Below are 26,606 nucleotides of genomic sequence, written 5' to 3' on the forward strand. Positions count from 1 at the left end.
AACACGCTGCGTTCCGGAACCGGGCCTGGCCCTACCCGCCCGCACCCGCTCGGTCTGGCGAGAAGACGACCTGCCAGGAGCCGGTGATGTGCTCGGGCACGATCTCGATCGTCGCCGAGTCGCCGGGGCGCAGGCCGAGGCCGAAGTGCTTCCAGTCACCATCCTTGTCGCCGTACAGGCCGTTACCGCTCATCGCGTAGTCCCACCACTCGCCAGTCGTGATCTCCACGTCGTTGATGCGGAGGTGGAGCAGCCCAGGCGTCTGGGCGACCATGTCGATCGAGTCGATCGTCTGCCAGGTCAGGGTCCGCCGTACGGTGCGGGTCGGGTCGGCGGGATCGGATCTGATGATGACGGCATCCGGGCACAGCGCCGCGGTGCAGCCGGCGGGAAGCACCTCGGGCAGTGGGTCGAGCGTTCCTGACGGCCGGGGCGGCAGCGGGTACTGGTCGAACGGGACCCGCTCACCGATCGCGAGCCCGAACGTGCCGATCTCCGGGATCGCCACGCGGCCACCGCCCGTGTCCTCGGACCGCCGCGCTCCGGTGATGATCATGGCGAAGGTGACCGGCTTGCCGACCGAGACCTCCAGCCCGGTCCAGCCCTCGTGTCGGAAGGTGCCACCGCAGCGTCCCGAGACGAAGCCATGGCCGTTGACGGTCAACTCTGCCTCAAGCGTGACCTCCCCTCCCGTGTCGCAGCGGCTGAAGACGACAAGATCGAGAGTGGTCGGCACGATCGTCAGCTCGATGCGATGCTGCGGCAGCGCGCCCGACTTCGCGGCCACGACGCGCGCGCCGCTGGCGTAGTCCGGGAACCCTTCGATCGTGCGTACCGGCGAGGGGCTGTCCGCCGGGGTGGGGGTGCCGTCGGGGCGCAGCCCGGGCACGACGCCGGCCGCGACGCCGGCCACGGCGACGATCGCGCAGGCGGCCCAGGTCGCGACGCGGCGGCGCCGGCGGGTGACCACCTTGGCGTGTACGCCCTGCAGCCGCATGTGGTGCATGACGTGCTCGGCCGGGTCGCCGGAGCGCTCGTCGAGCACCTCCTTCAGATCGGTCAGGTTCATCGCAGCATCCCTTCCGGCGTCAGCGTCTCGTCGAGGCGGAGCTTGGCCACCGCCCGGCTGGCCTGGCTCTTGACCGTGCCGACCGAACAGCCGAGGACCTCGGCGATCTCGACCTCGGAGAGGTCTTCGAAGTAGCGCAGCACGAGCACGGCGCGCTGCCGCCGGGGTAGCCGGCCCAGCGCCCGCCACAGGCGGTCCCGGTCGTCGAGGCTGACGTGCGGGTCGGCCTCGATCACCGTCTCGGGGAGGTCGGCCGTGGGCAGCTCACCCCGCCACCGGCGCCGCCACGACGACGCGTACGCGTTGACGATGATCCGCCGCACGTACGGCTCCGGGTCACCGTCGATGCGCCGCCACGCCTCCCAGGCCCGTGCCAGCGCGGTCTGCAACAGATCCTCGGCCGATGCCCAGTCGCGGGTGAGCAGGAACGCGGTGCGCAAAAGCCGCGGTGACCGGGTGACGACGAAGTCGTCGAAGCCCTCCGGTGTGATCACGTGGCCGCCCTTCTGTCAGTCGGTCACCAGGTAGTACCGGCTGTGACCGGAGAAGGTTGCATGGCGATCGCCGACCGACTCAAGTGGTCCGTAGTGGCCTCCTACAGCCTCCGAGAGCGCGGCCTCGAGTGCCGTGGCTCATCGGGTCCACGCCACAAATCGCTCGTACAACTCCCGCGGGTTCACCGTCGGCCGCCGCGAACAACAGCGCGCCAACGTACATGCCCAGGCCGACCCGGTCCGGCCCATACGCCTCGCCGAGCTGCACCCGGGCGGGCGGACATGGCCACGGCTGCCGGCAGGACAGGCAGTCCCAGGACGGACGCTGCGGCTGGTGGCCGTTGCCGCCCATCCGCTCGCTGAGGGCGTCCAGCACGCGGACGCCCCGGGCCGGCCGGGCCGTCACCGGGTGCCCCGCGACTTGACGTCAGAGGCCCGCCGGATCTGGCCAAGGGTCAGCAACGGGCTGATGCTGGGGATGATCGTTGGACCGTCCCACGCTGGCCGGTCGGCCGCCGCCTCACAGGAGGCGTACGCGCCACCGCGATGCGGGTACACGGTTGCGGCGCCGGTCTGGTCGATCCGCCCCTGCCGCTGTTGCTTGAATCGCCACACCGCGGTGCCTCCCTCGTCGGGTCCTGGCACCACCATGACGTCGCAGTGTCACCGGACGCGACGGCGCAGTACGCGACAAACCGGCCACATTCGCGGCGACATTTAGGCGACACGTGACTATCGTGAAGGCTATGACCGCCCCCAACGTCACCCTCCGCGCCGTCCGCGTCCGGATGCGCATGAGCCAAGATGACTTCGCCCGCGCTCTCCAAGCCGCCGGCCACCGAGTCGGCGAGCCCAACGACGCCAACAAGCGGCTCGTGCAGCGTTGGGAGTCCGGCGTCATCGCCGCGCCACGGCCCGTCTACGCGCGCGCCCTGGAGGTCGTCACCGGCCTGCCCATCTCGCTACTCGGCTTCGCCGCCGTACCCGCTGGCCATGTTGCCGACGACCACCACGGCGGTCATGACCTCACGTCGCCGATGTCCGATCTGGCCACACCCACGCCCCGGCCGGCCGCCGTGCACGGCTCCTACGAAGGTGTTTGGCTCAGCCGCTACCAGTACCACTCCAGCGGCCGGGGAGAGTCGTTCGCCGGGCAGCACTACGTGGTCGTGCTCCAGCACGGCGACCGGTTGACCGCACGCAGCCTCCCAGGCTCGGCCGCGTCGTCGCTGTCGCTCGACCTCACCGTCGACGGTAGCGTCGTCACCGGGACATGGGTGGAGCAGACCGACCCGGCCGGCTACTACCGGGGCGCCCGGTACCACGGTGCGATCCAACTGCTGGCCGAGCCCACCGGCCGGCGGATGGCGGGGAAGTGGGTCGGGTTCGGCAAGGACATGGACGTGAACACCGGCCCGTGGGAGCTGGTATTCCAGGACGCCTCGACATCGAAGGCGACGCTCGACCGGTACAACCGCCCGACGTAGTACGCCGCTCCGGTGAGCTGCTGCCTTGTCACCTGAGCAACGCGGGCAAGGACGTGGTTATACCCACCAACTTCCACCTTCGGCTGCGGCACGGCTGGACCGGTCGGCCGAGGCGGACCCGTCGGCCTGGGCGAAGCTGCTGGCCGCGGCCGGCCCGAATTTCCATGCCTTCGTCGCGCTAGGCAACGTTGGTCGTTCTGTGGATTCTGCGCGGGCTAAGGAGGCGTGAGATGCCCGCGTGACCTGCGTGAACGCGACCCGCCGTTGGCCGCACTGCCTAGCAGGAGAGCACGGTGCGTTCAGCTTGCGGTCGTCACGGATGCCGTTGCAGGCCGGTGTTGACCGCTGGATCGGGCACGCGACGGGCACGGCGACCGCTGATCCCCGTTGGCGGCCCTGGAGATCTACGATCGCGATTCCCGGCACTGTTCGACAGGAGGCCACGTGAGCTTCACCGGCCGCCGACTACGCCAACGGAACACGGTGTTGTCCGGCTTCCTCACCGGCGCGCTGGTCCATGCCTTCGCCGTGGTGGCCTTCGCGGCCCTTGTGCTCTTGAAGATGGAGGGATGCAACGCCCACGACGGGCGGGCTGGGACACTGACGGCGGCTGTCATGGTTGACCTGCTGCTGACCGGACCCCTGCTCTGGATTGTTGTTCGAACCCACAGAAACGGCCGACTCGCAGTGTTGGCCGGCTGGGCATTGAGTCTCGTCTCGGCGCTTGCGCTGCTCACCGCAGCTGCGGTGCATCTCAACTCGCTGCCGGCTGGTTGCCCCGTCTAAGCGCTCGAGGCAGCGGAGGATCTCCTGCTTGCTCAAGCCCTCCGAGATGCGTCGGTGCATGTGAGATCGGCGCTGCCTGAAGCGCTACAACGCCCGAGACGCCTACCGCATGCTCATCGAGATGGGCCATCAGCAGTAGTGATATCCCGCCTAAACTGCCGCGATGGACTCGCCATCCCACGAGCGGAAAATCCGCCCGTCCCAGCCCGGTCCGGCCGCCGCTCGACGCCCAACCAGCCCTGCTCCGCACCATCCCGGCCGTCCCCAAACCCTCGGCCACGAAGCGAAGACGACGGATAGAGGAACGCAACCAGAAACAGCAGCAGGCGCGGTAGTCGGCATTATTGGCGGACTCACGGCAGTTGGGGGAATGATCTTCCTTCTCTACCAGTACAACGCACCCACCACCCCCAATCTGGTCCTCGGGGCAGCGCTCGTGTTCGGTGGCCTGCTACTCCGCATCGAGTCGGCGATTCGGGGCACGGGCGGGCGTGGGAAGTCCTGACCGCGTTACACGGTGACTCCGCTTGATGGGTTGGTCGGAGGCCATCAACCGACGGCCGACCGCTAACCTACGAGGTTCTTGGTCATGATGTGCTCGCGACGCACGCCGTCGGGCATGAGGTCGCCGAGTTCACCCGTGTCACGGAAGCCGTTCCGCTGGTAGAGCGCCCAGGCGTGCATGTTGCCCTCTACAACGGCCAGCCGCAGCGTCCGCGCGCCCACCAGCGGGGCCCACTGCTCGACCGCCTGCACGAGTTGGTCACCCACGCCTTGCCCACGTCCCATGGGTGCCACGTACATCGAAATCAGCTCGACGACCCCGTCGTGGTCGGTTGGCACCCCGCTGGCCATCCCGACGGGTTGTCCGTCGAGCATCGCCACGATGTTGTACGAGCCGGGGATGGCCAGTCGACCGCGCCAGCGTTCCTCGCGGTCGCCGTCGCCCTGCCAGTCCGCCAGCTGGGCACCGAAGGCGTACCCAGCCTCCCCCAATGCAGCGAGCCGCAGTTCCCGCCACATCTTCCAATCGCCCTCGCCGAGCACGCGTGTATCGATCATGCGGAGAGGGTTCCTCAGGCGTGGCGAGCAGGCAACCCGATATCCGGTGACGCAGTGTGACGACGAAGGCCCCTCTCGCACGGCGAACTGTCACGCCCCCGATCCGATCAGGAATCGAGAAGCGGCCGGGGGCCGTCGGCCCTAGCCTTCCTTGAGACGGCCGGCATCTCGCCGAGCCTTGAGCGTCGAAAGGCAGACCGGAAATGCCCGCGAAGAATCCCAAGACCGAGTCCGACGGCTTCAGTGCCGAGGAGCGTGCCGCGATGAAGGCGCGCGCGGCCGAGCTGCGTGCCGAGGGCAAAAAGGGAGCCAAGAAGGCCGACGGGCTGCAAGCGGTCCTCGACAGCATCGCGAAGATGGCGCCGGAGGATCGTGCGCTCGCCGAGCGCGTGCATGTGACGGTGACCGCCACCGCTCCCGAGCTGTCGCCAAAGACCTGGTACGGGATGCCCGCCTACGCGAACGCGGACGACAAGGTCCTCGTCGCCTTCAAGAACTCGGGCAAGTTCAACTCCCGCTACTCGACTCTGGAATTCCAGGACGCGGCCAACCTCGACGACGGAGACATGTGGCCGGTGTCGTACGCGCTCCAGAAGTGGAGTCCCCTCGTAGAGCAGAAGGTCATCGAGCTGGTGAAGACCGCCGTCTCCTGACCCGGCAGTCCGGATTCAGACGTTGAAGCGGAACGCTGCTTCTCCCCTGACCTGCGGCGGCCTGGTCGGCGCGCTGGTCACGCTTGCTCCTGGGCTCGCGTCGTTGATGGCTGGTTGCCGACGTTTCACAGTGTCTTGTGCCCCGTGTGTGCCCCGGAAGACTCCTTGACCCCCAGGCAACAAACACGCGGCCTTGACCTGCCGATTTACCGGCCTTCACCTGCGAACACGGTCCCTCAAGGTCCGTGCTTGTCCGCCCGCGTCCGTCTGGGTTGTCACCCAGCTAGTCACTCAGCCCCCGCAGTCGGCGAACCTCGTCGAGGATCTCGCCGTCTGTAGGGACGATGAGCACCCTGCGGTCGGCCGAGTCCCGTTCAACTACGACCATGTCCAGCGCGAGGGCCAGAGCAGCACGAAGGTCGCCGAGTTGCTGTTCCGGATCCCCGGCAAGTTCTGTGGCCGAACCCGCGACATGGGCAAGGCCGCTTCGTTGCGCGATCTCGTTGACCTCCTGGAGAGCGCCGACGAGGCTTTCAGGTCCCCCACCCTCCTCATCCCAGCGACCGGCGAAGGCAGGGCTGAGATACACCAACGCCCTTGCTCGGCCGATGTTCACGTCCAGCAGTTCGCGTACGGCATCGATGCACTCGATCTCACTCAGTCCGCCGGCTCGCAGCGTGGCCAGTACGGAGTTGGGGCGGCCCCCGGCGCTGAGGTGTCCTCTCGCGCGGTCGACTGCGGCCCGGTACCGCTCCTCCTGCATCGGCCAATCTTGACACTCGGTCTGCCCAGACGGGCGCACCGTCAGGTTGGAAGGTGCCTTGGCCGACTCCAGTCGCCGATTAGGTCTACGAGGTGAGCAGGCGTGAGACTGGTCGCGAAGGACGGAGCAGCGCGGTCCGAGGCCGTGTCGGTGCCGCTGCTGACCCGTGTTGACCGCTAGATCGGGCACGGGTCGGGCACGCTGGCAGTTTCTCCGAGTCCCTTCATTGACTGATGCCGCTACCCTACGGGTGTGGCCGGGATTCGCCTCGCGTGGCTCGCTTTGCCCCTGCTGGTCGTCCTTGTGTTGGTCGTCGTGGTACTGCGGCGTCGGCGCGGGGCGTCGTCCCTGACGGACAGCAGGCAAATGGAGCTGGCTACTGCGCGCAAGGCGATCCGTCAGAGCGCCCGCGAGAGCCGCCGGCGTCGCCGTGGCAGTCTTCGCGGTAAGGGCGGCGGTGGTAACGAGGGTCAGGCTATCGACGCCGGCTTGGCGAGTGAATCCGGCGGCATGCCGTAGTCTGCTCGGTCGTCTGTGCGCCTGATGCTGCGGCATGGATCTGGCACGCTGGGTCCTCCTGAGCGTGGCCGGCCGCCCGGCCGATGCCGGCCAGAGGTCGCCAGCAGGCCGGGGCCGGGCCAGCGTGCCCCATCCTATGGGCCGTCTTGACCCGTTCGGTGTGAACGAACGACCGGCCGGCGAGGAGCTGCGTAAGCCGCAGGGCTGAGCTGCCCCAACGGTCCGTCAACGTCCATGGGCGTCCGGCCTCGGTCGCCCCCGTCGTCACCCACTTGGTCACCCAACCGGTGTCACTGTTGCCTACCGGGTGGGGCTACGACGGCCTTCGCCGGGAGCGGTCGGCTCGGGTGCTGGCTTGCAGTCATTCGAGCACTTCACGTATGTCCGGCCAATGCCTCCCAGGACAACGGTGGACTCGCTCAGTTGGGCGTAGAGGGATGTACTGCGGTTCTCCGGGACAGTCCGAGGACCGACGGAGAGTGCGGTGATCCGTAGATTGATGACAGACATCGCCCCGCTCTTGTCGCGCTCAAGCTGCCAGGTGCCGGAGCCATCCAGGCGGTCTCGCGACTGGTCGAAGGGTGACGGTCGATACTTCTCAAGGTCACCCGAATAGAGCCTCTCAGCGATGTCTGTCGCCTCGAAACTGCCGTCGGCAGTGAAGTGCAGCAGTGCACCACTCGCCTCATGCTGCCAAGATCCGACGACGTCGGCCGGCGTCATCGACGCCGTGGACGCGTAGGTGCGGCATGACTCCCCGAAGCAGCCGGTGAGCATCGCGAGCAGCAGAATCGCGAGTACAAGCTTGCGCATGCCTGTCATCGTGACCGCGATCGATCATCAGGCACAAATCACGTGCGCCGTCGTTGGGAAACGGCGCTTGCTGATGGCCTCCGAACCTGCGTCAAGGTCACGTTGACGGCTCGTTCGAACGCCGCGACGGGTCGTCGCGCGACGAGGCTGTGGTGGGGATGCGGCGCGAGCATCACGGGCAGGCCCCCGCCTGCCGGCAACGCCGGCCCGAGGGGTCGCAGAGGCTCCGGGGTCAAGGGCGGCCCGCAGGGCCGTCGCGCAGCGATGCGAAGCACCCTTGAGGCCGGAGGGGCGGCCCCGCATCCTCCGCGCCGCATCCCCACCACGGCCGGCGGTGACTCGCCCTACGGCGCGGCGGCGCGACGGCCGCCGCGCCCCGGCCGGCTGCCGGCCCGCGAACCTTCACCATCCTCGGCGCTGCCGTCTGCGGCGGCCCCGGGCTCCCCGCTCTCCGCGCCAGCCACCGGGCGTGTTGCGTGGCCGGCGTGGAGCGACAGCGGAGCGTCGGACGCGCGCCCAGGCGGCGGCGCGTGCGGCCCGTTCAGGGCCGCCTTGACGCCTGGCGGCCGTCGTGCCCTCCGAGGTGCAGGCGTGGGCGGCTGACCGGGCCAAGGTGCTGGCTCCGTCGACCCTGCGCAACCTCGTCGGGCTGCTGCGCTCGATCTACGCAGCGGCGGTGCTGGATCGGCTCGTGGGCCGCTCCCTCGTGGTCCGGGTCAGCCTGCCGTCAGCTCACCGGGAACGCATCGTGCCGCTCACCGTCGACCAGGTGCGCGCGCTCGCCGAGGCGATTCCCGCCCGCAATCGCGCGATGGTCGTCACACAGGCCGGGTTGGGCCTACGCCTCGGCGAGCTGCTCGCGCTTCGCGTCCAGGACGTCGATTTCGCCTCGCGCCTGGTGCGCATCGAGTGGCAGTTCGCGCCGCAGTCCAAGGTGAGGACGGAACCCAAGACGCCCCGGTCCCGCCGGACCGTGCCGCTGCCGAAGATCGTCGCCGTCGCCCTCCGCGAGCACATAGCGGCCTTCCCGCCGGCTGATGACGGGACCATCTTCACGACCCGCTTCGCCGGCCCGTACCGGCACGACTACTACGGCTCGCTCATCTTCGGCGCGGCCGTCCGGAAGGCCGGCCTACCCGAGAGCATCACGACCCACGACCTGCGCCACCACTACGCCTCGGTGCTGTTGATGCAGGGCGAGTCGGTCATCGTGGTCGCCGAACGGCTGGGGCACGAAAACGCGACCCTGGTCCTGTCGACGTACGGACACCTGATGCCGGACTCGGAGGAACGCACCCGCCGGGCGGTCGATGAGGCGTGGGGGTGTGCCCCCGGTGTGCCCCAGAGCGAGGGCACACCATCCTGACCTGCGGGAACAGTCCGGATTCAGACGTTGAAGCGGAACTCGACGACGTCGCCGTCCTGCATGACGTACTCCTTGCCCTCGATCCGGACCTTGCCGGCGGCCTTCGCCGCCGCCATCGATCCGGCCGCGACCAGGTCGGCGTAGGAGACCACCTCGGCCTTGATGAAGCCGCGCTGGAAATCGCTGTGGATGACCCCCGCGGCCTCCGGCGCGGTCGCGCCGACCGGGACGGTCCAGGCCCGCGCCTCCTTGGGGCCGGCCGTCAGGTACGTCTGCAGCCCGAGGGTACGGAAGCCGACCCGGACGAGCTGGTCCAGCCCGGGCTCGGACTGCCCGATCGACTCCAGCAGCTCGCGGGCCTCCTCCTCGGGCAGGTCAACCAGCTCGGACTCGATCTTGGCGTCCATGAAGACCGCCTCGGCCGGGGCGACCAGGGCGCGCAGTTCGTCGAGGAACTCGGCGTTGCCCAGTTCGGCCTCGTCGACGTTGAAGACGTAGAGGAACGGCTTGGTGGTGAGCAGATGCAGCTCGCGCAGATGCTCCAGCTCGATCTTGGCGGCGGCCGCGCCCGCGTACAGGGTGGTGCCGCTGTCCAGGAGGTCGATGGCCTTCTTCGCGGCCTCGACGGCGGCGGCCCGGTCCTTGCGGAGCTTGGCCTCCTTCTCCAGCCGGGGCAGCGCCTTCTCCAGCGTCTGCAGGTCGGCCAGGATCAGCTCGGTGTTGATCGTCTCGATGTCGTCGGCCGGGGAGACCTTGCCGTCGACGTGCACCACGTTGGGGTCGGAGAAGGCGCGCACCACCTGGCAGATCGCCGTGGCGTCGCGGATGTTGGCCAGGAACGCGTTGCCCCGGCCCTGCCCCTTGGAGGCACCCCGGACCAGACCGGCGATGTCGACGAACGAGACCGGCGCCGGCAGCAGCTTCTGCGAGGAGAAGATCTCGGCGAGCTTGCCCAACCGCTCGTCGGGGAGCCCGACCACGCCGACGTTCGGCTCGATGGTGGCGAACGGGTAGTTCGCCGCGAGCACGTCGTTCTTGGTCAGCGCGTTGAACAGGGTGCTCTTGCCGACGTTGGGCAGGCCGACGATGCCGATGGTGAGACTCACGACGAGCCAGCTTACGCGGTTCGCCGCGACGACCGGGCAGGCAGGCCCCGCGGCGGCCGGGAAAGGGACAGCGGTCACGCCGGCCCAGGTCTTCGACGCCGTACGCCGCCGGGCTCAGCGGGACTGAGCGGTCAGCAGCCGAGGCTCGATCCGGGTCTCCCGCACGCTGCCGTCCGCTTCCCGGGTCACCCTGTACGCGGCGACGCCCTCCCGCTCCGCCACCGCCTCGGCCAGCCGGGTGCCCCGGTAGACCAGCCCGACCCCATCGTCCGTGCAGTAGCTGGTCGGCAGCGTGCCGTCGCCGACCAGCTTGTGCATCAGCGGCCGGCGCTGCTCCTCGCCGTCGTAGTGCACGCCGTTGCCGTAGGGGAGCCAGCCCAGCCCCTCAGTGAACGGTCGCAGGGTCGGGCCGAAGCTGTCGGTGGCGCCGCCCAGGTGCCAGCAGATCGACCCGGCCGAGACGCCGCCCAGCACCACCCCGGCCAGCCAGCACTCGTGCAGGATGTCCTGCAGGCCGTGCACCCGCCACACCGCGCAGAGGTTGGCGACGCTGCCGCCGCCGACCCAGATGATGTCCTGGGCGAGCAGGTGGGTCCGGAGGTCCTCGACGTTGGGCATCGGGAACAGGGCCAGGTGGGACGAGCGGAACCGGGTGCCGGCGAACGCGCCGTAGAACACGGTGTAAGAGGTGGGCTGGTCACCGACGGCCTGGTTCAGGTAGCAGATCCTCGGCGCGTCGCCGGCCTCGGCCAGCTCGGCCATCAGCTCGAAGACCGGACCGGGCTGCGCGTCCCACGGCCCGCGGTGGCGGCTGCTGAAGCCCATGCTGGTGGCGACGATGGTCGGCTCGCTGGCGGGCATGCTCGTCCTTCCGGTCGGTGACGATCGAAAACATCCTGCCCGATCGGGCTCGTCCGCCTCGGCAGCGGCCCACCGGTGATCCGGCGGCCGGGCCGGTGCTCAGCCGGCGAGCAGGCGCGGCCACTCCATCGCCTCGTCGCCCCGCTCTGGCAGCGCGCCCGGCGGCAGCTCGACCGCGGCGGCGAGCGGCAGCGTGAACCGGTGCGGGGCGGCCGGGCCGGCCAGGTACGACTGGTCGAGCAGCCAGCGCACCTCGTCGACCGTCCAGCCCAGCCCGCGCCGGCCGGCGATCTCCCGGACCAGCCGCAGGCCGACCCGGGTGTCGTCGTCGTAGAAGCGCATGCACCAGTGGTGCGCCCACATGCCGAGCGCCCGCAACCCGGCCGCGTCGAGCGAGCCGACGAGCCGGCCGCAGGCGGTCTCGGCGAAGGCGCGCCCCGGGTCGTCGGCCCGGTCCCGTTCGATCGCGCCGTACGCGGCCGCCGCCACCACCCGCATCCGGTCGTAGAAGCCCTGCACCACTGTGCGGTCCAGCCGTATCCGCCCCGACCACATCAGCGGGCACCTCGCCCGGCCACGCTCGCCATACCCCCGCACCTTTTCTTGAGTTGGTTGGCGGGACCGTACCGGCCACTACCGACACTTTCGACGGCGGAAACCGTTGCCGCGTCAGGGATAGCAGGCCTGAGCTGGATCGTCTGTATTGGTGACAGAGAAAGAGCGGGAGGGTGCGTGGACGAGGACGACCGGGCCCGGCTGGCCGATTTCGTGGCCAGCCGTACGCCGGCCCTGATGCGGGTCGCGTACCTGCTCACCGGCGACCGGCACGCCGCCGAGGACCTGTTCCAGTCGGCGCTGGCCAGGACCATCCCGAGGTGGCGGTCACTGCGGCACGCCGATCCGGAGGGATACCTGCGGACGGTCATGTACCGGGAGCAGATCAGCTGGTGGCGCCGGCTGCGCCGGCGGCGGGAGACGGCGCTCACCGGGGACGAGGCGATCCAGTCGGATCCGAGCGCGGGCACCGACGTACGCCTGGCGATGCGGGCGGCGCTGCGTCATCTGCCGCCGGCCCAGCGCGCGGTGGTGGTCCTGCGCTACTACGAGGATCTCCCCGAGGCCCGGGTGGCCGAGGTGCTTGGTTGCACGGTCGGCACGGTACGCAGCCGCACCCACCGTGCGGTGACCCGATTGCGCCAGCTCCTACCGGACGTCGAACTCCTGGAGGTACGGCAGTGACCAGCCCGTTCGAGGACCTCATCCGCACCACCCTCTCCGACCTTGCCGAGGAGGCACCACCAGTGCAGGATCAGTTGACCCCGGCGGAACGCCGGACCCGGAACCGCAAGCGCGTCACCACGGCGCTCACCGTGGCGGGAGCGGTGGCCGCCGTACTCGTCGCCGCGCCGTTCGCCGTCGCGGCGACCGGCGGGGAGGCGCCCGGCCCCGCCGCCCCGCGCCCACCGGCGGCCGACCTCCCCTCCCCGCCGCCCTCCGCCCCGGCCGACCTCCCCTCCCCGCCGCCCTCCGCCCTGGCCGACCTCCCCTCCCCGCCGCCCTCCGCCCCGGCCGACGCCCCCTCTCCGAGCGCCCCGCACTCCGCCCCGGCCGACGCCCCCTCCCCGCCGCCCTCCGCCCCGGCCGACATCCCCTCGCCCAGCCCCTCGGCTGGCTGACCAACCCACCCGCCGCACTCGAGTCGAGGCCCCTCTTTCCTGGGAAGGGGGGCCTCCCGGCGCGGAATGCCACGCTTCCGGTGAATCTGCGGGCATCTGGGGATGGGAGCCGGAGACAGGGCGTACGGTCGGGTCCGAATCCCGCCAGCCGAGGGCTGGACCTGCGAGGCAGTATCGGTGGCGTGGAGTTGGACTTCGAGCGGTGCTACCGGGCCGTCGACAGCCGCGACCAGCGGTTCGACGGCTGGTTCTACACCGGCGTGACGTCGACCGGGATCTACTGCCGGCCGTCCTGCCCGGCGACGACGCCGAAGCGGCAGAACGTCCGGTTCTTCCCGTCGGCCGCCGCCGCGCAGGGCGCCGGCCTGCGGGCCTGCCGCCGCTGCCGCCCCGACGCCGCCCCGGGCTCGCCGCAGTGGAACGTCCGGGCGGACGTGGTCGGGCGGGCGATGCGGCTGATCGCGGACGGGGTCGTCGACCGGCACGGCGTGCCGGGGCTGGCGTCCCGGCTCGGCTACACCGAGCGACACCTGCACCGGATGCTCAGCGCCGAGCTGGGCGCCGGGCCGCTCGCGCTGGCCCGGGCCCAGCGCGCCCAGACCGCCCGGATCCTCATCGAGACCACCGGGCTCGGCCTGGCCGAGGTCGCGTTCGCCGCCGGCTTCGGCAGCGTCCGGCAGTTCAACGACACCGTCCGCGAGGTGTACGGGGCGACGCCGTCCGAGCTGCGGATCAGCCGGGCGAGGCGACCGGCGGCGGGCGGGGCGGGCACGATCACACTACGGCTGGCGTACCGGCCGCCGTTGCACGCGGCGGCGCTGCTGGACTTCCTCGCCCTGCGCGCCCTGCCCGGCGTCGAGGAGGTACGCGACGGGACGTACCACCGGGCGCTGCGGTTGCCGCACGGCGCCGGCACCGTCGCGCTGACCCCGGCCGACGGGCACGTGGCCGCCACGCTGCGCCTGGCCGACATGCGCGACCTGGCGCCCGCGGTGGCCCGCTGCCGCCGTCTGCTCGACCTCGACGCCGACCCGGTGGCGGTCGACGCCACCCTGGCCCAGGACCCCGCCCTCGCCCCGGCGGTCCGGGCGGAACCGGGCGTCCGCCTCCCCCACGCCGTCGACGGCTTCGAGATGGCCGTCCGCGCCATCACCACCCAGCAGATCTCTCTCCGCTCCGCCCGCACCACCCTCACCCACCTCCTCACCGCGACCGCCGCAGGCCACCCTGTTGATCATGGAGTTGTTGCCGACCGGCCTGGCGTGTCACGACAACAAGCTCATGATCAACCCTGGCCGGAGCCGGGGTCGGACTGCGCGCTGCAGGGGTTTCCGGGGGCGGAGGAGGTGCTGTTGGTGCCGGACTCGGGGTTCCGGATGCCGGGGGCGCGGCGGGAGACGATCCGGTCGGTCGCGCGGGCGATCGCCGAGGGCGCAGTGGACCTGGAGCCCGGTGGGGACCGGGAGGAGGCGGTACGGCGGCTCACGGCGCTGCCCGGGATCGGCCCGTGGACCGCCGGCTACGTGGCCATGCGGGCCCTCGGCGACCCCGACGTCTTCCTCCCCACCGACCTGGGCGTACGGCGGGGCGCCGCGGCGCTCGGCCTACCCGACGACCCGAAGACCCTTGACGCGTACGCGGACCGCTGGCGCCCCTGGCGGTCGTACGCGGTGATCCGACTCTGGAGAGCGGTATGACCACCCTGGACAGCACCATCGTCGGCACCCCCGCCGGCCCGCTGAGCGTCCTCGCCGGACCGGACGGGGCGGTCCGCGCGGCCGGGTTCACCGCCGAGCCGGCGGCCCTGGTGCCGCTGATGCACCCGAGCCTGCGCGGTGAGCTGCGGGACCGGGCGGACCTCGGCCCGGTGACCGCCGCGGTCCGCGCCTACCTGGGCGGCGACCTGACCGCGATCGACGCGGTCCCGGTCGAGCAGCACACCGGCGGCGCCTTCCTGGCCCACGCCTGGCGAATGCTGCGCGACGTGAAGCCGGGCGAGCCGGTGACGTACACCGGTTTCGCCGAGCTGGCCGGGCGGCCGGCCGCGGTACGCGCCGCCGCGGCGGCCTGCGCCCGCAACGCCGCCGCCCTCTTCGTTCCGTGCCACCGGGTGCTGCGTACCGACGGCACGCTCGGCGGCTACCGCTGGGGGCTGGACGTGAAGAAGTGGCTCCTCGGCCATGAGCGACGCCCGACGGCAAGCTGACCGGGACGTTCCGTGGCGGACGCGGCACGGAATGCCGTGGAGCGACCCGGGTCGGCTGCCTACCATCGGCTGATGACGGATACGGCGAGGACGGCCCGCACCGGTGCCCCCGAGCGTCCAACCCTGGACGGCATCGAGGAGACCTGGGCGCGCCGCTGGCAGGAGGACGGGACGTACGCGTTCGACCGCACCCGGGCCGGGGAGCGCCAGCACGTGTACGCGATCGACACCCCGCCGCCGACCGTATCCGGCGAGCTGCACATGGGACACGTCTTCTCGTACACGCACACCGACACGGTGGCCCGGTTCCAGCGGATGCGCGGCCGGACGGTCTTCTACCCGATGGGCTGGGACGACAACGGCCTGCCCACCGAGCGGCGGGCGCAGAACGTGTACGGGGTGCGCCCCGACCCGGCGCTGCCGTACGACCCGGACTGGCGGCCGCCGGCCATCCCGGTGACCGACGACGCCCGGAAGAACCCGATGGCCATCTCCCGGCGCAACTTCATCGACCTGTGCGAGCTGCTCACCGTCGAGGACGAGAAGGTCTTCGAGGCGCTGTGGCGGCGGCTCGGGCTGTCGGTGGACTGGTCGCTGACGTACACCACGATCGGCCGGGTGGCCCGGGCGACCAGCCAGCGGGCGTTCCTGCGCAACCTGGCTCGCGGCGAGGCGTACCAGGCGGAGGCGCCGACACTCTGGGACGTCGGGTTCGCCACCGCCGTGGCGCAGGCCGAGCTGGAGGACCGGGAGCGGCCCGGCGCGTACCACCGGCTGCGCTTCCACGGGCCGGGCGGGCGCGAGGTGCTGATCGACACCACCCGGCCGGAGCTGCTGCCGGCCTGCGTGGCGCTGGTCTACCACCCCGACGACGAGCGGTACGCGGACCTGGTCGGCGCGTCGGTGCGTACCCCGGTCTTCGGGGTCGAGGTGCCGGTGCGCGCGCACCCGCTGGCGGACCCGGCCAAGGGTACGGGCATCGCGATGGTCTGCACGTTCGGTGACCTGACCGACGTGACCTGGTGGCGGGAGCTGCGGCTCGACACCCGGGTGGTGATCGGCCGGGAGGGGCGGCTGCTGCCCGAGCCGCCGGCCGGGGTGCCGGCGGAGCCCTACGCCGCGCTGGCCGGGCAGACCGTGAACGGCGCCCGGCGGACGATGGTCGAGCTGCTGGCCGACGCCGGCGACCTGGTCGGCGAGCCGCGCCCGATCACCCACCCGGTGAAGTTCTACGAGCGCGGGGACCGCCCGTTGGAGATCGTCTCGACCCGGCAGTGGTACCTGCGCAACGGCGGCCGGGACGCCGGGCTGCGGGAGGAGCTGCTGGCCCGGGGCCGGGAGCTGCACTGGGTGCCGGAACACATGCGGCACCGCTACGAGCACTGGGTGGGCGGCCTCACCGGGGACTGGCTGGTCAGCCGGCAGCGCTTCTTCGGCGTGCCGGTGCCGGTGTGGTACCGGCTCGACGACGCTGGCGAGCCGGACTGGGCCCAGCCTCTCACACCGGACGAATCGATGCTCCCAATCGACCCGTCCAGCGAGCCGCCGCCGGGATACGAGGAAGCGCAGCGCGGGCTGCCGGGCGGCTTCGTCGGCGACCCGGACGTGCTGGACACCTGGGCCACCTCGTCGCTGACCCCGCAGATCGTCGGCGGTTGGGAGACCGACCCGGAGCTGTTCCGCCTGGTGTTCCCGATGGACCTGCGCCCGCAGGGGCAGGAGATCATCCGTACCTGGCTGTTCGCCAGCGTGGTCCGGTCCCACCTGGAGCACGGGGTGCTGCCCTGGCGGGACACTGTGCTCTCCGGCTGGATCCTCGACCCGGACCGGAAGAAGATGTCCAAGTCCAAGGGGAACGTGGTCACCCCCCTGGCCCTGCTGGAGCAGCACGGCTCGGACGCGGTCCGCCACTGGGCCGCGAGCGGCAAGCCCGGGATGGACCTGGCGTTCGACCCGGCGCAGATCAAGGTGGGGCGGCGCCTCGCCACCAAGCTGCTCAACGCGTCGAAGTTCGCCCTCGGGCTGGGCGCCGCCGACGCGTTGCGCGCCCCGGCGACCGAGCCGCTGGACACCGCCATGCTCGCCGAACTCTCCGGCGTGGTCGGGGTGGCGACCGCCGCGTTCGACGGGTACGACCACACCGCCGCCCTGATGGCGACCGAGGCGTTCTTCTGGCGGTTCTGCGACGACTACATCGAGCTGGTGAAGGAGCGCGCCTACGGCTCCGGGCCGGGGGCCGACTCGGCCCGGGCGGCCCTGGCCACCGCGCTCTCGGTGCAGTTGCGGCTGTTCGCCCCGGTGCTGCCCTTCGTCACCGAGGAGGTCTGGTCCTGGTGGCGGTACGGCTCGGTGCACCGCGCCCCGTGGCCCACCACGTACGAGGTTGGCCGGGCGGTGCAGGGGCCCGGTGACCCGGAGCTGCTGCGGCTGGCCGCCGACGCGCTGGGCCAAGTGCGCCGCGCCAAGTCTGAGCGGAAGCTGTCGATGAAGGCGGAGGTGCCGCTCGCCGAGGCGCTCGGTCCGGCGGCCCTGCTCGACCAGCTCACCCTGGTCGCCGACGACGTCCGGGCGGCCGGCCGGATCACCAAACTCGACCTCCTCCCCAACCGCACGCCGGAGCTGGTCATCGCCTGCGCCTTCTGACTCGGGGCATACTCCAAGATCCACGCACCTTCGGGGAAAGTGCCGCCTCCGCACGACGGGAGGCAGCACTTTCCCCGAAGTTGCCGCCGCCCCGGGGAGGGTGGGGCGGCGGCGGGGATCAGCTCGTTTCGCCGGCCACGCTGAAGGAGCGGAGGCGGTCGACGGCGAGAGCGGTGGCGCCGATCGCGACCAGGGCGGTCAGGGTCGCGGCGACCGGGACCGAGACGGTGGTGCCGAGCAGGTCGGTGGGGGCCATCCGGTCGGCGAGAGCGATCACCCACTGCTGGATCGAGAGCACCTTGGTGCCGTCCACGAACCGGCCGAGCAGCCCCTCCCAGATCAGCACGTAGACCAGGCCGAGCAGCACGGGCCGCCGGGTCAGCAGGCTGAGCGCCAGGAACAGCGCCGAATACGCCAGCGCGCCCAGCGCCGACGCGGCGGCGAGCGCCAGTCCGAGTCGTACCGACTCGGCGAGCACCCCCGCGACGTAGAGCGGGACAGCGACGGTGGCCGCGCTGACCCCGGTCGCCACCGCGAGCTTCGGCAGCACGATCTGCCAGCGCGGCAGCGGCTTGGTGAGGATGTGCACCACTGTGCCGTCGTCGATCTCGGCGCCGAGCACGCCGGTGCCGACGATCAGCGCGACCACCGGCAGCACCACGGCCAGCCCGAGCCCGACCAGCACCGGCGGCCCCCACTGGGCCGGGTGGACGCCCAGGGCGCGGGAGACGATCGCGAGCGCCAGCAGCAGCGCGGGCAGCGGGAGCAGCAGCAGGAACCGGCGCCGGCCGAAGAGTCCGCGCGCGGTGATCCAGGTAACGGTCGACATCAGTCAGCTCCCCACCAGGTAGGAGAAGACGCTCTCCAGCGATTCGTCCTCGGGCGTCAGCGACCGGACCCGGACGCCCCGGGCCAGCGCGATCTTCGGCAGCGCCCGGGTGAAGGCGCCGTAGTCGCCGGCCCGGACGGTGAGCCCGTTCCGGCCCAGCTCCACGCCGGTCACCGACGGCTCGGCGATCAGCGCGACCGCCAGCGCGCGGTCGTCGGTGGAGCGGACCGCGAAGACGTGCGGCCGGTTGGTCATCAGCCGGCGGATGGTCCGGTAGTCGCCGGAGGCGGCCAGCCGGCCGGCGACCATCACCTGGACGGTGCCGGAGACCTGCTCGACCTCCTCCAGGATGTGCGAGCTGAACAGGATGGTCCTGCCGGCGTCGCCGAGGTGGTGCAGCAGGGCCATCATGTGCAGCCGCTGCCGTGGGTCCATCCCGTTGAACGGCTCGTCGAGCAGCAGCACCTGCGGGTCGTGGACCAGCGCGGCCGCCACCCGGGTGCGCTGCCGCATGCCCTTGGAGTACGTGCCGATCCGCCGGTCCTGCGCGTCCGCCATCTCGACCAGGTCGATCGCCCGGCGGGCCGCGGCCTCCGGGTCGGGCAGCCGGTGCAGCTTCGCGCTGGCCAGCACGAACTCGTACGCGGACAGGAAGCTGTGCACCGCCTCCCGCTCGCTGACCAGGCCGAGCCGCCGGTAGACAGCCGGGTTACGCCAGGTCGGCTCCCCGTCGAGGGTGACCGCGCCCCGGGACGGGGCGAGGAAGCCGGCCATCATGTGCAGCAGGGTGGTCTTCCCCGCGCCGTTCGGCCCGAGCAACCCGGTCACCCCGGGCCCGAGCCGCATGGTGATGTCGTTGACCGCCACCACGTTGCCGTACCACCGGGAGACCCCGGCGAGGTCGAGGGTGGACGCGGGAGTGGTTGGCGCCGCCGACTGTGGGCCGGCACTGATCGTGGTCATCGGGCGGCCACCTTCCGGTATCGCAGCAGCAGCAGGGCGACGCAGCCGGCCACCAGCATCACGGCGACGGCCACGTAGACCGGTCCGAAGTGGCCGATCTGCGCTTCGGTCTGCCCGCCGGGAGCGAGCAGGTCGCCGAGGGTGTACTGGCCGACAGCATGGATCAGGCTGGTGGGCGAGCCGAGCATCGCCAGCTCGTTGACCGTCCGGGACGGCATGATCGAGAGGATGCCGACGATCGGGGCGGTCATCAGGAACACGGCCACGATGCCGCCGGCCGCGAACGCCCGCTTGCCGGTGAGCGAGGCGATGAGCAGCCCGACCGAGGCGAAGACCACCGCCCACAGGGCCGCGTAGAGCAGGCCGGGCAGCAGGTCGAGCAGCTCGTCCCAGACACCGCGCATCCCGGTCTTGGTGGTGAACGCGGCGCCGAGGAACATCACCAGCTGCGGCGCGCCGAGGAGCATCCAGAGCGCGGTGCCCAGCGCGCCGAGCTTGGCCAGGGCGTAGTCGCCGCGCGGCAGCGGGCGGGAGAAGTAGAGCGGCAGCACGCCGCTGAGCAGGTCGCGGGAGACCAGCTCCGGCCCGACCACCGCGACGAAGAAGATGACCAGCCAGCTCATCGCGTCGGCGAATTGGGCGTACGTCATGACGACCTGGCCGGTCTGGGTGCGTACCGCGGTCAGCCCGGCGGCGACGATCACCACGATGCCGACGACCAGCCAGGGGAAGATCTTCGCCTTGGCGGAGCGACCCAGCCCGAACGCGGTCCGCAGGCCGTGCAGGTAGAGCGCCCCGAAGACGTGCCGGCGGCCCAGCCGCGGGCCGGTGTAACGCTGGTATCCGATGTCGTGGATGACGCCGGTCGGCTCAGGCATGGCTGGGCTCCCTCGTGGCGAAGAGTTCGGCCACCCGGTGCCGCCGCTGGTCCAGCCGGTGCAGCGGCAGGTCCAGCTCGGCGACCGCGCCGAGGATCAGGTCGTAGGTGGCGTCGTCGGCGAGCGGGACGAGCAGCAGCCGCCCCTCCCGGGACACCGGCAGGTCGAGCGCGGCGAGCCGAGCGGCCAGGTCCTCCGTACCCTCGCTCACCTCGACGGCGAGCACGTCGGTGGCGGAGGTCATCGCGGCCACCCGGTCGGCGCGCAGCAGCCGGCCGCCGTCGATGGCGACCAGGGTGTCGCAGATCCGCTCCACCTCGCCGAGCAGGTGCGAACAGACCACCACGGAGATGCCGAACTCGGTGCCGATCCGGTGGATCAGCGCGAGCATGGCGTCCCGGCCGGCCGGGTCGAGGCCGTTGGTGGGCTCGTCGAGCAGCAACAGGTCGGGGTCGTGCACCAGGGCCTGGGCGAGCTTCACCCGCTGCTTCATGCCGGTGGAGTAGCCACCGACGGCCCGGTGGCGCTCCTCGTGCAGGCCGACGTGGCGCAGCGCCTCGGAGGCCCGCTCCCGGGCGACCGTACGCGGCAGCCCGCTGATCCGACCCAGGTGGGTGACCAGTTCGGCGGCGGAGAGGTCGGGCGGGAGGGCGTCGTGTTCGGGCATGTAGCCGACCCGGGCGCGGACCGCCGCGGGGTCGGTGGTGGGGTCGAGGCCGAGCACGGAGACTCGGCCACTGGTCGGGGCGAGCAGGCCCAGCAGGATCTTGATCAGGGTGGACTTGCCGGCGCCGTTGGCGCCGACCAGCCCGATGATCCCCGGCTCGACCGACACCGTGAGGTCGGCCAGCGCGGTGACCCGACCCCCGTACGTCTTCGTCAGCGACTCGGTCGCGAGCAGTGTCACGACGACCAGCGTAGGCACTCGGGGCCGTTCCCGGGGCCGGCTGCGACCCCGGCGATTCCCTGATCCCTGGCGATCCGGCCCCTAGGTGGCCACCACTCGCGCCGGGTTGACACTCGGTAACGGGTCGGCAACCTAGGATGACGATCAGGCGTCCAACATGGGGAGCCGGCGTCGCCGACCGGGGCGCGGCCGGAACGGACCAAACCGGGGAAAAGTCATGACCGTCGACACGGACTGTCCCAAGGTGAGCGTGGTGGTCCCCACGCACAACTGCGGGCCGCACATCGACCGGCTCGTCGCGTCGCTGGCGCGCCAGTCGCTGCCGCCCGGGGAGTTCGAGGTGATCTTCGTCGACGACGGCTCGACCGACGACACGCCGGGGCGCCTGGCGGACCTGGCGGCCACCCACCCAAACTTCCAGGTGGTGCACCAGGAGAACTCGGGGTGGCCGTCCCGGCCGCGCAACGTCGGCGTGGAGCAGGCCCGGGGCGAGTACGTCTTCTTCGCCGACGACGACGACTGGTTCGCGGACGAGGCGATCGAACGGCTGTACTCCTGCGCCCGGACGTACGACGCGGACATCGTGGTCGGCAAGATGGCCGGGCACGGGCGCAGCGTCCCGCGCGAGCTGTTCCGGAAGAACCGGTTCGACGCCACGCTCGCCAACGCGCCGTTGATCGACAGCCTGACCTGCCACAAGCTGTTCCGGCGGGCGTTCCTCGACAAGCACGAGCTGCGGTTCGCGGAGGCCCCCCACCGCCGGCTCGAGGACCACCGCATGGTGGTCCGGGCGTACCTGGTCTCCGGGCGGACCTGCGTGCTGGCGGACTACACGTGTTACCACCACTACCGGCGGACGGACGCGGGCAACGTGACGGCCAACCGGCTCGACCCGGCGGAGTACTACGGCGCGCTGCGCGAGGCGCTCGACATCGTGGACGCGCACGTCCCCCCGGGTGCGTTGCGCGACCGGCTGCACCGGCGGTGGTTGCGCAACGAGATGGCGGAGCGGTTGCGCGGGCGCCGGATGACCGATGCCCCGGAGGACTGGATCGAGCAGGTCGCCGGGGAGATCCGGCAGATCGTCCGGGAGCGGTTCGCCCCGGGCGTCGCCGCCGGCCTGCCGCCGCTGCACCGGGCCATCGCGTCCCTCGCCGAACAGGGCCGGGTCGCGGATCTGCACCGGCTGGCCGAGTGGGAGGCGGGGGTCCGGGCGTACGCCGAGGCGCCGCGCTGGGAGCTGGCCGGTGCCACCCTGACGGTCGCCTTCGTGGCCCAGCTCCGCGCCGGCGACCGGCCGATGCGGTTCGCCGCCGACGGTACGGAGCTGCCGCTGTTCCCGGTGGACGGCATCGAGCCGCCGCCGGACGCCGCGCCGGCCGGGCGGCCGAAGGTCGACCTGGTCGCCTGCCGGCTGGAGACCCGGGAGGAGATCTTCCTGCCGGTCACCGTCGACACCCTGCGCGTACCGGACGGGGACGCCCTGCAGATCCGGCACCGGGCGACCGCGACGGTGGACTTCGCGGTGTTCAACGGCGGCCGGACCCGGGGCACCTGGCAGTTGAAGGCCCGGGTGACCGGCGCGGGCTGGACGCGGGACGTCGGTCTGGCACTGCTCGTGCACTGCGCCGCCGACGGCGCCCCACCGCGGGTGGAGTACGAGCGAGCCTTCTGGTCCCGGCTCCGCCGGCTGGTGACGCGGCTGCGCCACCGACCACGCCGCCCCCACCAGAGTTGGGAATCACTCGTCTAGGCTCCTGGCCACTCCGTACCCTGGCAACGGCGAGGCAGGAGTGGCACTCTCGACCGATCGCCGGCCGGCTGAGAAACTGTGGGACCGGTCGGTGAGTTGGGGGTTCGATGAGCAACGGGTGGGTGCTTCCCGAGGACGTACTGCGGGACGCGCCGAACTACGCGCCCCGCACCAGTGAGCTGGCCGATCTGGAGCTGCTGCTGACCGGGGCGTACACCCCGCTGGCCGGCTTCATGACCCGGGCCGACCTGGCCGCGCTGAGCCGGCGCGGCCGGCTGGCCGACGGCACGTCGTGGCCGGTGCCGGTGACCCTGCAGGTGCCGAGGGCACTCGCCGACGGGCTCGAGCTGGACGACCCGCAGCGCCGGGCGCTGGTGCTCACCGACGGCGAGGGCGCCCCGGTGGCCGCGATGGACGTGACCGACGTCTGGCCGGTCCGCGAGGGCATGGCGGGCGTCGGCGGCGCGGTACGCCGGCTCGGCGACGGCGGCCACGGGCCGTTCCAGCGGTTGCGGCGCAGCCCCGAGGAGGTCAGGGCGCTGCTGCCGCCGGGCCGGGTGCTCGGCGTCTTCGCCGACCGGCCGCTGCACCGGCCGCAGCTCGCGCAGATCGCGCACGCCGCCCGCACCCTGGGCGCGCACCTGCTGGTGATGATTCCGGTGGGCGAGGAGGGCACCGGCGGGCTGACGTCCGAGGCCCTGGTCCGCGCCGTGTTCGCGGCCCGCGACCGGATGCCCCCGGCCACCCTGGTGGCGGTGCCCCTGGTCGGGCGGCGCGACGAGATCAGCGACGCTCTGCTCCGCGCCCGGGTCGCCGCCGCGTACGGGGTGACCCATCTGCTCTCCACCGAGGGGATGCTCTCCGGGGCCGGCCTGCGGGTGCTGGTGCCCCGGGAGCTGGCGTACGACAACCGGGACGGGCAGTGGCGCTGGCGGGAGGACATTCCGCCACGCAACCGGCGGCTGGCGCTCAGCCAGGAGGAGATCGACGACCTGCTCGACCGGGGCTTCCCGCTGCCCGAGTGGCACACCCCGCCGGCGGTGGCGAAGGAGCTGGCCCGGGCCCGTCCGGCGCGCCGGCACCGCGGCCTGGTGATCTTCCTGACCGGGCTGTCCGGGTCCGGCAAGTCGACCATCGCCCGGGGCCTGGCCGACCTGCTGCGCGAGGGCGGCGAGCGCAGCATCACGCTGCTCGACGGTGACGTGGTCCGCCGGGAACTCTCCGCCGGGCTGGGGTTCAGCAAGGCCGACCGGGACGCCAACGTGCGCCGGATCGGCTGGGTGGCCGCCGAGATCGCCCGGCACCGCGGGGTGGGCATCTGCTGCCCGATCGCTCCGTACGCCGCCGCCCGGGCGGTCGCCCGGCAGATGGCGCACGCTGCCGGGGCGGGCTTCCTGCTGGTTCACGTCGCGACCCCGCTCGAGGTGTGCGAGCAGCGAGACCGCAAGGGCCTGTACGCCCGCGCCCGGGCCGGCCTGATCACCGGGATGACCGGCATCGACGACCCGTACGAGGAGCCGACCGACGCCGACCTGGTGGTGGACACCACGGACCTGGCCGTCGAGGAGGCGGTCCATCGGGTGATGGAACACCTGACCGAGACCGGCTGGGTGGAGCAACGCCTCCAGTCCGCCTGACCGTCCCCGCCGGCCGCCGCCGTTCGCGGTGCGGGCGGCGAGCCCTGTGTTCCCGTACACCGTCCCTTCCGTCGTGCCTGCCTGCGCGCTAGTGTTCAACTTTGTTCGAACACGTTGAACCACGTGGACACGTGATCGCGGGAACGGAGGTGACGGCGAGTGCTGGCACGGCAGCGGCAGGCAGCCATCCTGGAACGGGTCCGCGCCGCCGGGGGCGTACGGGTCACCGACCTGGCCATCGAGTTCGGCGTCTCCGACATGACCATCCGGCGCGACCTGGAGACCCTGCACGAGCAGGGCCTGCTGGCCAAGGTACACGGCGGGGCGACCCTCGCCGGCTCGACCGACGAGCCGGGCTTCCGGGCCAAGTCGATCCGCCAGTCGGCCGAGAAGGCGGCGATCGCCGCCCGGGCCGTCCAGCTGGTCCGCCCCGGCGCCGCCGTCGCCCTCTCCGCCGGTACGACCACCGCCGAGCTGGCCCGCCGTCTGGTGGACGTCCCCGGGCTGACCGTGGTGACGAACTCGCTGCCGGTGGCCGAGATCCTGCACGTCGGCGGCCGGCCGGACCAGACCGTGGTGCTCACCGGCGGGGTGCGTACCCCCTCGGACGCGCTGGTCGGTCCGCTGGCCGTGGCGGCCCTCGGGGCGCTCCACCTGGACCTGCTCTTCCTCGGCGTGCACGGGATCAGCGAGCGCGCCGGGTTCACCACCCCGAACCTGATGGAGGCGGACACGAACCGGGCCCTGGTGGCCGCGGCCGACCGGCTGGTGGTGCTCGCCGACCACAGCAAGTGGGGCACCGTCGGCATCTCCTCGATCGTCGGGCTGGAGGCCGCGGACGTGCTGGTCACCGACGACCGGTTGGCACCGGAGGCGCGCCGGTCACTCGCGGACAGGGTGGGCGAGCTGGTCGTCGTGCCCGGCACTGAGGGGGAAAAGTGAGGCGTACGCGGATCGAGCTGGCCGACGGCCGCGAGTTGATCTACTTCGACGAGCGGGACGACGCGGTCCGCGACCAGCCGGATCGGCGTGAGCTGCCCCCGCCGCCGCCGGCGTCCCAGCTCCGGTACGACCCGCTGACCGACGAGTGGGTGGCGGTGGCGGTGCACCGGCAGACGCGCATCTTCCTGCCCCCGGCCGACCAGTGCCCGCTCTGCCCGTCCCGGGACGGCCGGCTCAGCGAGATCCCCGCCCCCGACTACGACGTGGCCGTCTTCGAGAACCGCTTCCCGTCGCTGAGCCAGCGGGTCGCCGAGGAGCCGGCCGAGATCACCCCGTTCACCCCGGTACGCCCGGGCCGTGGCCGGTGCGAGGTGGTCTGCTTCAGCGACGACCACCACGCCTCGTTCGCCGGGCTCTCCCCGCGCCGGGTGCGGACCGTGCTGGACGCGCTCGCCGACCGGACCAGCGCCCTCAGCGAACTGCCCGGGGTGGAGCAGGTCTTCCCGTTCGAGAACCGGGGCGTGGAGATCGGGGTGACCCTGCACCACCCGCACGGCCAGATCTACGCGTACCCGTTCGTGACGCCGCGGACCCGCGCCATGCTCGCCGCCGCCCGCCGGCACGCCGAGCGCACCGGCGGCAACCTGTACGCGGACGTGCTCGCCGCCGAGCGCGCCGCCGGGGACCGGGTGGTGGCGAGCAACGCGCACTGGACGGCGTACGTGCCGGCGGCGGCCCGCTGGCCGTTCGAGGTGCACGTGGCCCCGCACCGGCCGGTGCCGGACATCCCGGCGCTGGACGACGCCGAGCGGGACGCCTTCGGGCCGCTCTACCTCGACGTGCTGCGCCGCTTCGACGGGCTGTTCGACCTGCCGATGCCGTACATCGCGGCCTGGCACCAGGCGCCGGTGCACGTCGACCGCGAACTCGGGCACCTGCACCTGCAGCTGTTCAGCATCCGGCGGGCCCGGGACAAGCTGAAGTACCTGGCCGGCTCCGAGTCCGCCATGCAGGTCTTCATCAGCGACGTCGCCCCGGAACGCGCCGCCGAACTGCTCCGCAACGCGTGAAAGGAGGGGCCCCCTGTTAACGCCTCCGGTATAGGAGGGGCCCCGTGTTAACACCTGGGCGGAGCACAACAGGGCGCGGGGGGCCCGGGACAGGGCCCCCCGCAAGGGAAGGGACGGCTGGCT

27 protein-coding genes are annotated in these 26,606 nt (G+C 71.9%); 14 read left to right on the top strand and 13 right to left on the bottom strand.

Translation table 11 applies throughout. The features are described from left to right. Positions 1-31: 31 nt before the first annotated feature. The 3 genes from ACNAW0_RS11605 to ACNAW0_RS11615 form a co-directional block, all read right to left on the bottom strand. Positions 32-1,069, bottom strand: coding sequence for a hypothetical protein (locus tag ACNAW0_RS11605; protein ID WP_416287787.1), 1,038 nt, complete (start codon positions 1,067-1,069; stop codon positions 32-34). Next, the gene (locus ACNAW0_RS11610) at positions 1,066-1,563 is read right to left on the bottom strand and encodes a SigE family RNA polymerase sigma factor (protein ID WP_416287788.1); all 498 of its coding nucleotides are present in this window, start codon (positions 1,561-1,563) and stop codon (positions 1,066-1,068) included. Before ACNAW0_RS11610 ends, ACNAW0_RS11605 begins: the two co-directional genes overlap by 4 nt. Before the next feature lie 402 nt (positions 1,564-1,965). Next, on the bottom strand, positions 1,966-2,214 hold the full coding sequence (locus ACNAW0_RS11615) for a hypothetical protein (protein ID WP_416287789.1): 249 nt from the start codon (positions 2,212-2,214) through the stop codon (positions 1,966-1,968). Between the two features lie 86 nt (positions 2,215-2,300). Between ACNAW0_RS11615 and ACNAW0_RS11620 the strand changes: the two genes are divergently transcribed. From ACNAW0_RS11620 to ACNAW0_RS11630, 3 genes are all read left to right on the top strand, one after another. After that, on the top strand, positions 2,301-3,050 hold the full coding sequence (locus tag ACNAW0_RS11620; protein ID WP_416287845.1) for a helix-turn-helix domain-containing protein: 750 nt from the start codon (positions 2,301-2,303) through the stop codon (positions 3,048-3,050). Positions 3,051-3,494: 444 nt separating this feature from the next. After that, entirely contained in the window at positions 3,495-3,836 is a 342-nt protein-coding gene (locus tag ACNAW0_RS11625; RefSeq protein WP_416287790.1) for a hypothetical protein, read from the top strand. Positions 3,837-4,206: 370 nt separating this feature from the next. Further along, positions 4,207-4,341 carry a hypothetical protein gene (locus tag ACNAW0_RS11630; RefSeq protein ID WP_416287792.1) on the top strand — a complete coding sequence of 45 codons (135 nt, stop codon included), beginning with the start codon at positions 4,207-4,209 and terminating at the stop codon, positions 4,339-4,341. Positions 4,342-4,403: 62 nt separating this feature from the next. Here ACNAW0_RS11630 and ACNAW0_RS11635 read toward each other — a convergent pair whose 3' ends face one another. Beyond that, positions 4,404-4,898 (bottom strand): GNAT family N-acetyltransferase, encoded by a 495-nt coding sequence (locus tag ACNAW0_RS11635; protein WP_416287793.1) that lies wholly within the window; start codon positions 4,896-4,898, stop codon positions 4,404-4,406. A gap of 203 nt (positions 4,899-5,101) precedes the next feature. Here ACNAW0_RS11635 and ACNAW0_RS11640 point away from each other — a divergent pair, with 203 nt between their 5' ends. After that, a complete protein-coding gene (locus ACNAW0_RS11640; RefSeq protein WP_416287794.1) occupies positions 5,102-5,551 on the top strand; it encodes an iron chaperone in 450 nt (149 codons plus the stop codon). A 283-nt stretch (positions 5,552-5,834) separates the two neighbouring features. On the opposite strand, the gene ACNAW0_RS11645 is transcribed toward ACNAW0_RS11640, so the two are convergent. Together ACNAW0_RS11645 and ACNAW0_RS11650 are read right to left on the bottom strand one after the other, a co-directional pair. Continuing rightward, positions 5,835-6,314, bottom strand: coding sequence for a hypothetical protein (locus ACNAW0_RS11645; protein WP_416287795.1), 480 nt, complete (start codon positions 6,312-6,314; stop codon positions 5,835-5,837). A gap of 819 nt (positions 6,315-7,133) precedes the next feature. Beyond that, positions 7,134-7,646: a membrane lipoprotein lipid attachment site-containing protein gene (locus ACNAW0_RS11650; protein ID WP_416287796.1), complete on the bottom strand. Its 513-nt coding sequence runs from the start codon at positions 7,644-7,646 to the stop codon at positions 7,134-7,136. A gap of 571 nt (positions 7,647-8,217) precedes the next feature. Between ACNAW0_RS11650 and ACNAW0_RS11655 the strand changes: the two genes are divergently transcribed. Beyond that, positions 8,218-9,012: a tyrosine-type recombinase/integrase gene (locus ACNAW0_RS11655; RefSeq protein WP_416287797.1), complete on the top strand. Its 795-nt coding sequence runs from the start codon at positions 8,218-8,220 to the stop codon at positions 9,010-9,012. Between the two features lie 20 nt (positions 9,013-9,032). Here the strand turns inward: ACNAW0_RS11655 and ychF are convergent, their stop codons facing one another. From ychF to ACNAW0_RS11670, 3 genes are all read right to left on the bottom strand, one after another. Then, positions 9,033-10,118, bottom strand: a complete 1,086-nt coding sequence (ychF, locus tag ACNAW0_RS11660; RefSeq protein WP_416287798.1) for a redox-regulated ATPase YchF — start codon at positions 10,116-10,118, stop codon at positions 9,033-9,035. Between the two features lie 114 nt (positions 10,119-10,232). Further along, entirely contained in the window at positions 10,233-10,979 is a 747-nt protein-coding gene (locus tag ACNAW0_RS11665; protein ID WP_416287799.1) for a Type 1 glutamine amidotransferase-like domain-containing protein, read from the bottom strand. Positions 10,980-11,078: 99 nt separating this feature from the next. Beyond that, positions 11,079-11,534 carry a hypothetical protein gene (locus ACNAW0_RS11670; RefSeq protein WP_416287800.1) on the bottom strand — a complete coding sequence of 152 codons (456 nt, stop codon included), beginning with the start codon at positions 11,532-11,534 and terminating at the stop codon, positions 11,079-11,081. Between the two features lie 177 nt (positions 11,535-11,711). On the opposite strand from ACNAW0_RS11670, the gene ACNAW0_RS11675 reads away from it, so the two are divergent. The 5 genes from ACNAW0_RS11675 (at position 11,712) to valS (ending at position 17,504) form a co-directional block, all read left to right on the top strand. Then, complete coding sequence (locus ACNAW0_RS11675) at positions 11,712-12,218, top strand: SigE family RNA polymerase sigma factor (RefSeq protein ID WP_416287801.1); 507 nt, start codon at positions 11,712-11,714, stop codon at positions 12,216-12,218. Next, positions 12,215-12,655, top strand: coding sequence for a hypothetical protein (locus tag ACNAW0_RS11680; protein WP_416287802.1), 441 nt, complete (start codon positions 12,215-12,217; stop codon positions 12,653-12,655). Before ACNAW0_RS11675 ends, ACNAW0_RS11680 begins: the two co-directional genes overlap by 4 nt. 182 nt (positions 12,656-12,837) lie before the next feature. Next, positions 12,838-14,352 carry a DNA-3-methyladenine glycosylase 2 family protein gene (locus ACNAW0_RS11685; protein WP_416287803.1) on the top strand — a complete coding sequence of 505 codons (1,515 nt, stop codon included), beginning with the start codon at positions 12,838-12,840 and terminating at the stop codon, positions 14,350-14,352. After that, positions 14,349-14,861: a methylated-DNA--[protein]-cysteine S-methyltransferase gene (locus ACNAW0_RS11690; RefSeq protein ID WP_416287804.1), complete on the top strand. Its 513-nt coding sequence runs from the start codon at positions 14,349-14,351 to the stop codon at positions 14,859-14,861. The genes ACNAW0_RS11685 and ACNAW0_RS11690 overlap by 4 nt, the downstream gene beginning before the upstream one ends. 72 nt (positions 14,862-14,933) lie before the next feature. After that, positions 14,934-17,504: a valine--tRNA ligase gene (valS, locus tag ACNAW0_RS11695; RefSeq protein WP_416287805.1), complete on the top strand. Its 2,571-nt coding sequence runs from the start codon at positions 14,934-14,936 to the stop codon at positions 17,502-17,504. 118 nt (positions 17,505-17,622) lie between these two features. Here valS and ACNAW0_RS11700 read toward each other — a convergent pair whose 3' ends face one another. Genes ACNAW0_RS11700 through ACNAW0_RS11715 form a run of 4 tightly spaced genes read right to left on the bottom strand, consistent with a single transcriptional unit; the run spans position 17,623 to position 21,081 of the window. Next, entirely contained in the window at positions 17,623-18,333 is a 711-nt protein-coding gene (locus tag ACNAW0_RS11700; protein WP_416287806.1) for an ABC transporter permease, read from the bottom strand. Between the two features lie 3 nt (positions 18,334-18,336). Next, a complete protein-coding gene (locus tag ACNAW0_RS11705) occupies positions 18,337-19,296 on the bottom strand; it encodes an ABC transporter ATP-binding protein (protein ID WP_416287807.1) in 960 nt (319 codons plus the stop codon). Then, on the bottom strand, positions 19,293-20,174 hold the full coding sequence (locus tag ACNAW0_RS11710) for an ABC transporter permease (protein WP_416287808.1): 882 nt from the start codon (positions 20,172-20,174) through the stop codon (positions 19,293-19,295). Before ACNAW0_RS11710 ends, ACNAW0_RS11705 begins: the two co-directional genes overlap by 4 nt. Next, complete coding sequence (locus tag ACNAW0_RS11715; RefSeq protein WP_416287809.1) at positions 20,167-21,081, bottom strand: ABC transporter ATP-binding protein; 915 nt, start codon at positions 21,079-21,081, stop codon at positions 20,167-20,169. Before ACNAW0_RS11715 ends, ACNAW0_RS11710 begins: the two co-directional genes overlap by 8 nt. Positions 21,082-21,298: 217 nt before the next feature. On the opposite strand from ACNAW0_RS11715, the gene ACNAW0_RS11720 reads away from it, so the two are divergent. From ACNAW0_RS11720 to galT, 4 genes are all read left to right on the top strand, one after another. Continuing rightward, on the top strand, positions 21,299-22,834 hold the full coding sequence (locus ACNAW0_RS11720) for a glycosyltransferase family 2 protein (RefSeq protein WP_416287810.1): 1,536 nt from the start codon (positions 21,299-21,301) through the stop codon (positions 22,832-22,834). Positions 22,835-22,941: 107 nt separating this feature from the next. Then, positions 22,942-24,471 (top strand): adenylyl-sulfate kinase, encoded by a 1,530-nt coding sequence (gene cysC / locus ACNAW0_RS11725; RefSeq protein WP_416287811.1) that lies wholly within the window; start codon positions 22,942-22,944, stop codon positions 24,469-24,471. Between the two features lie 159 nt (positions 24,472-24,630). Continuing rightward, on the top strand, positions 24,631-25,413 hold the full coding sequence (locus ACNAW0_RS11730) for a DeoR/GlpR family DNA-binding transcription regulator (protein WP_416287813.1): 783 nt from the start codon (positions 24,631-24,633) through the stop codon (positions 25,411-25,413). Further along, the gene (gene galT, locus ACNAW0_RS11735; RefSeq protein WP_416287814.1) at positions 25,410-26,483 is read left to right on the top strand and encodes a galactose-1-phosphate uridylyltransferase; all 1,074 of its coding nucleotides are present in this window, start codon (positions 25,410-25,412) and stop codon (positions 26,481-26,483) included. The genes ACNAW0_RS11730 and galT overlap by 4 nt, the downstream gene beginning before the upstream one ends. Positions 26,484-26,606 lie beyond the last annotated feature (123 nt).

This window comes from Micromonospora sp. SL1-18 (genome assembly GCF_047921505.1).
GTDB lineage: Bacteria > Actinomycetota > Actinomycetes > Mycobacteriales > Micromonosporaceae > Micromonospora.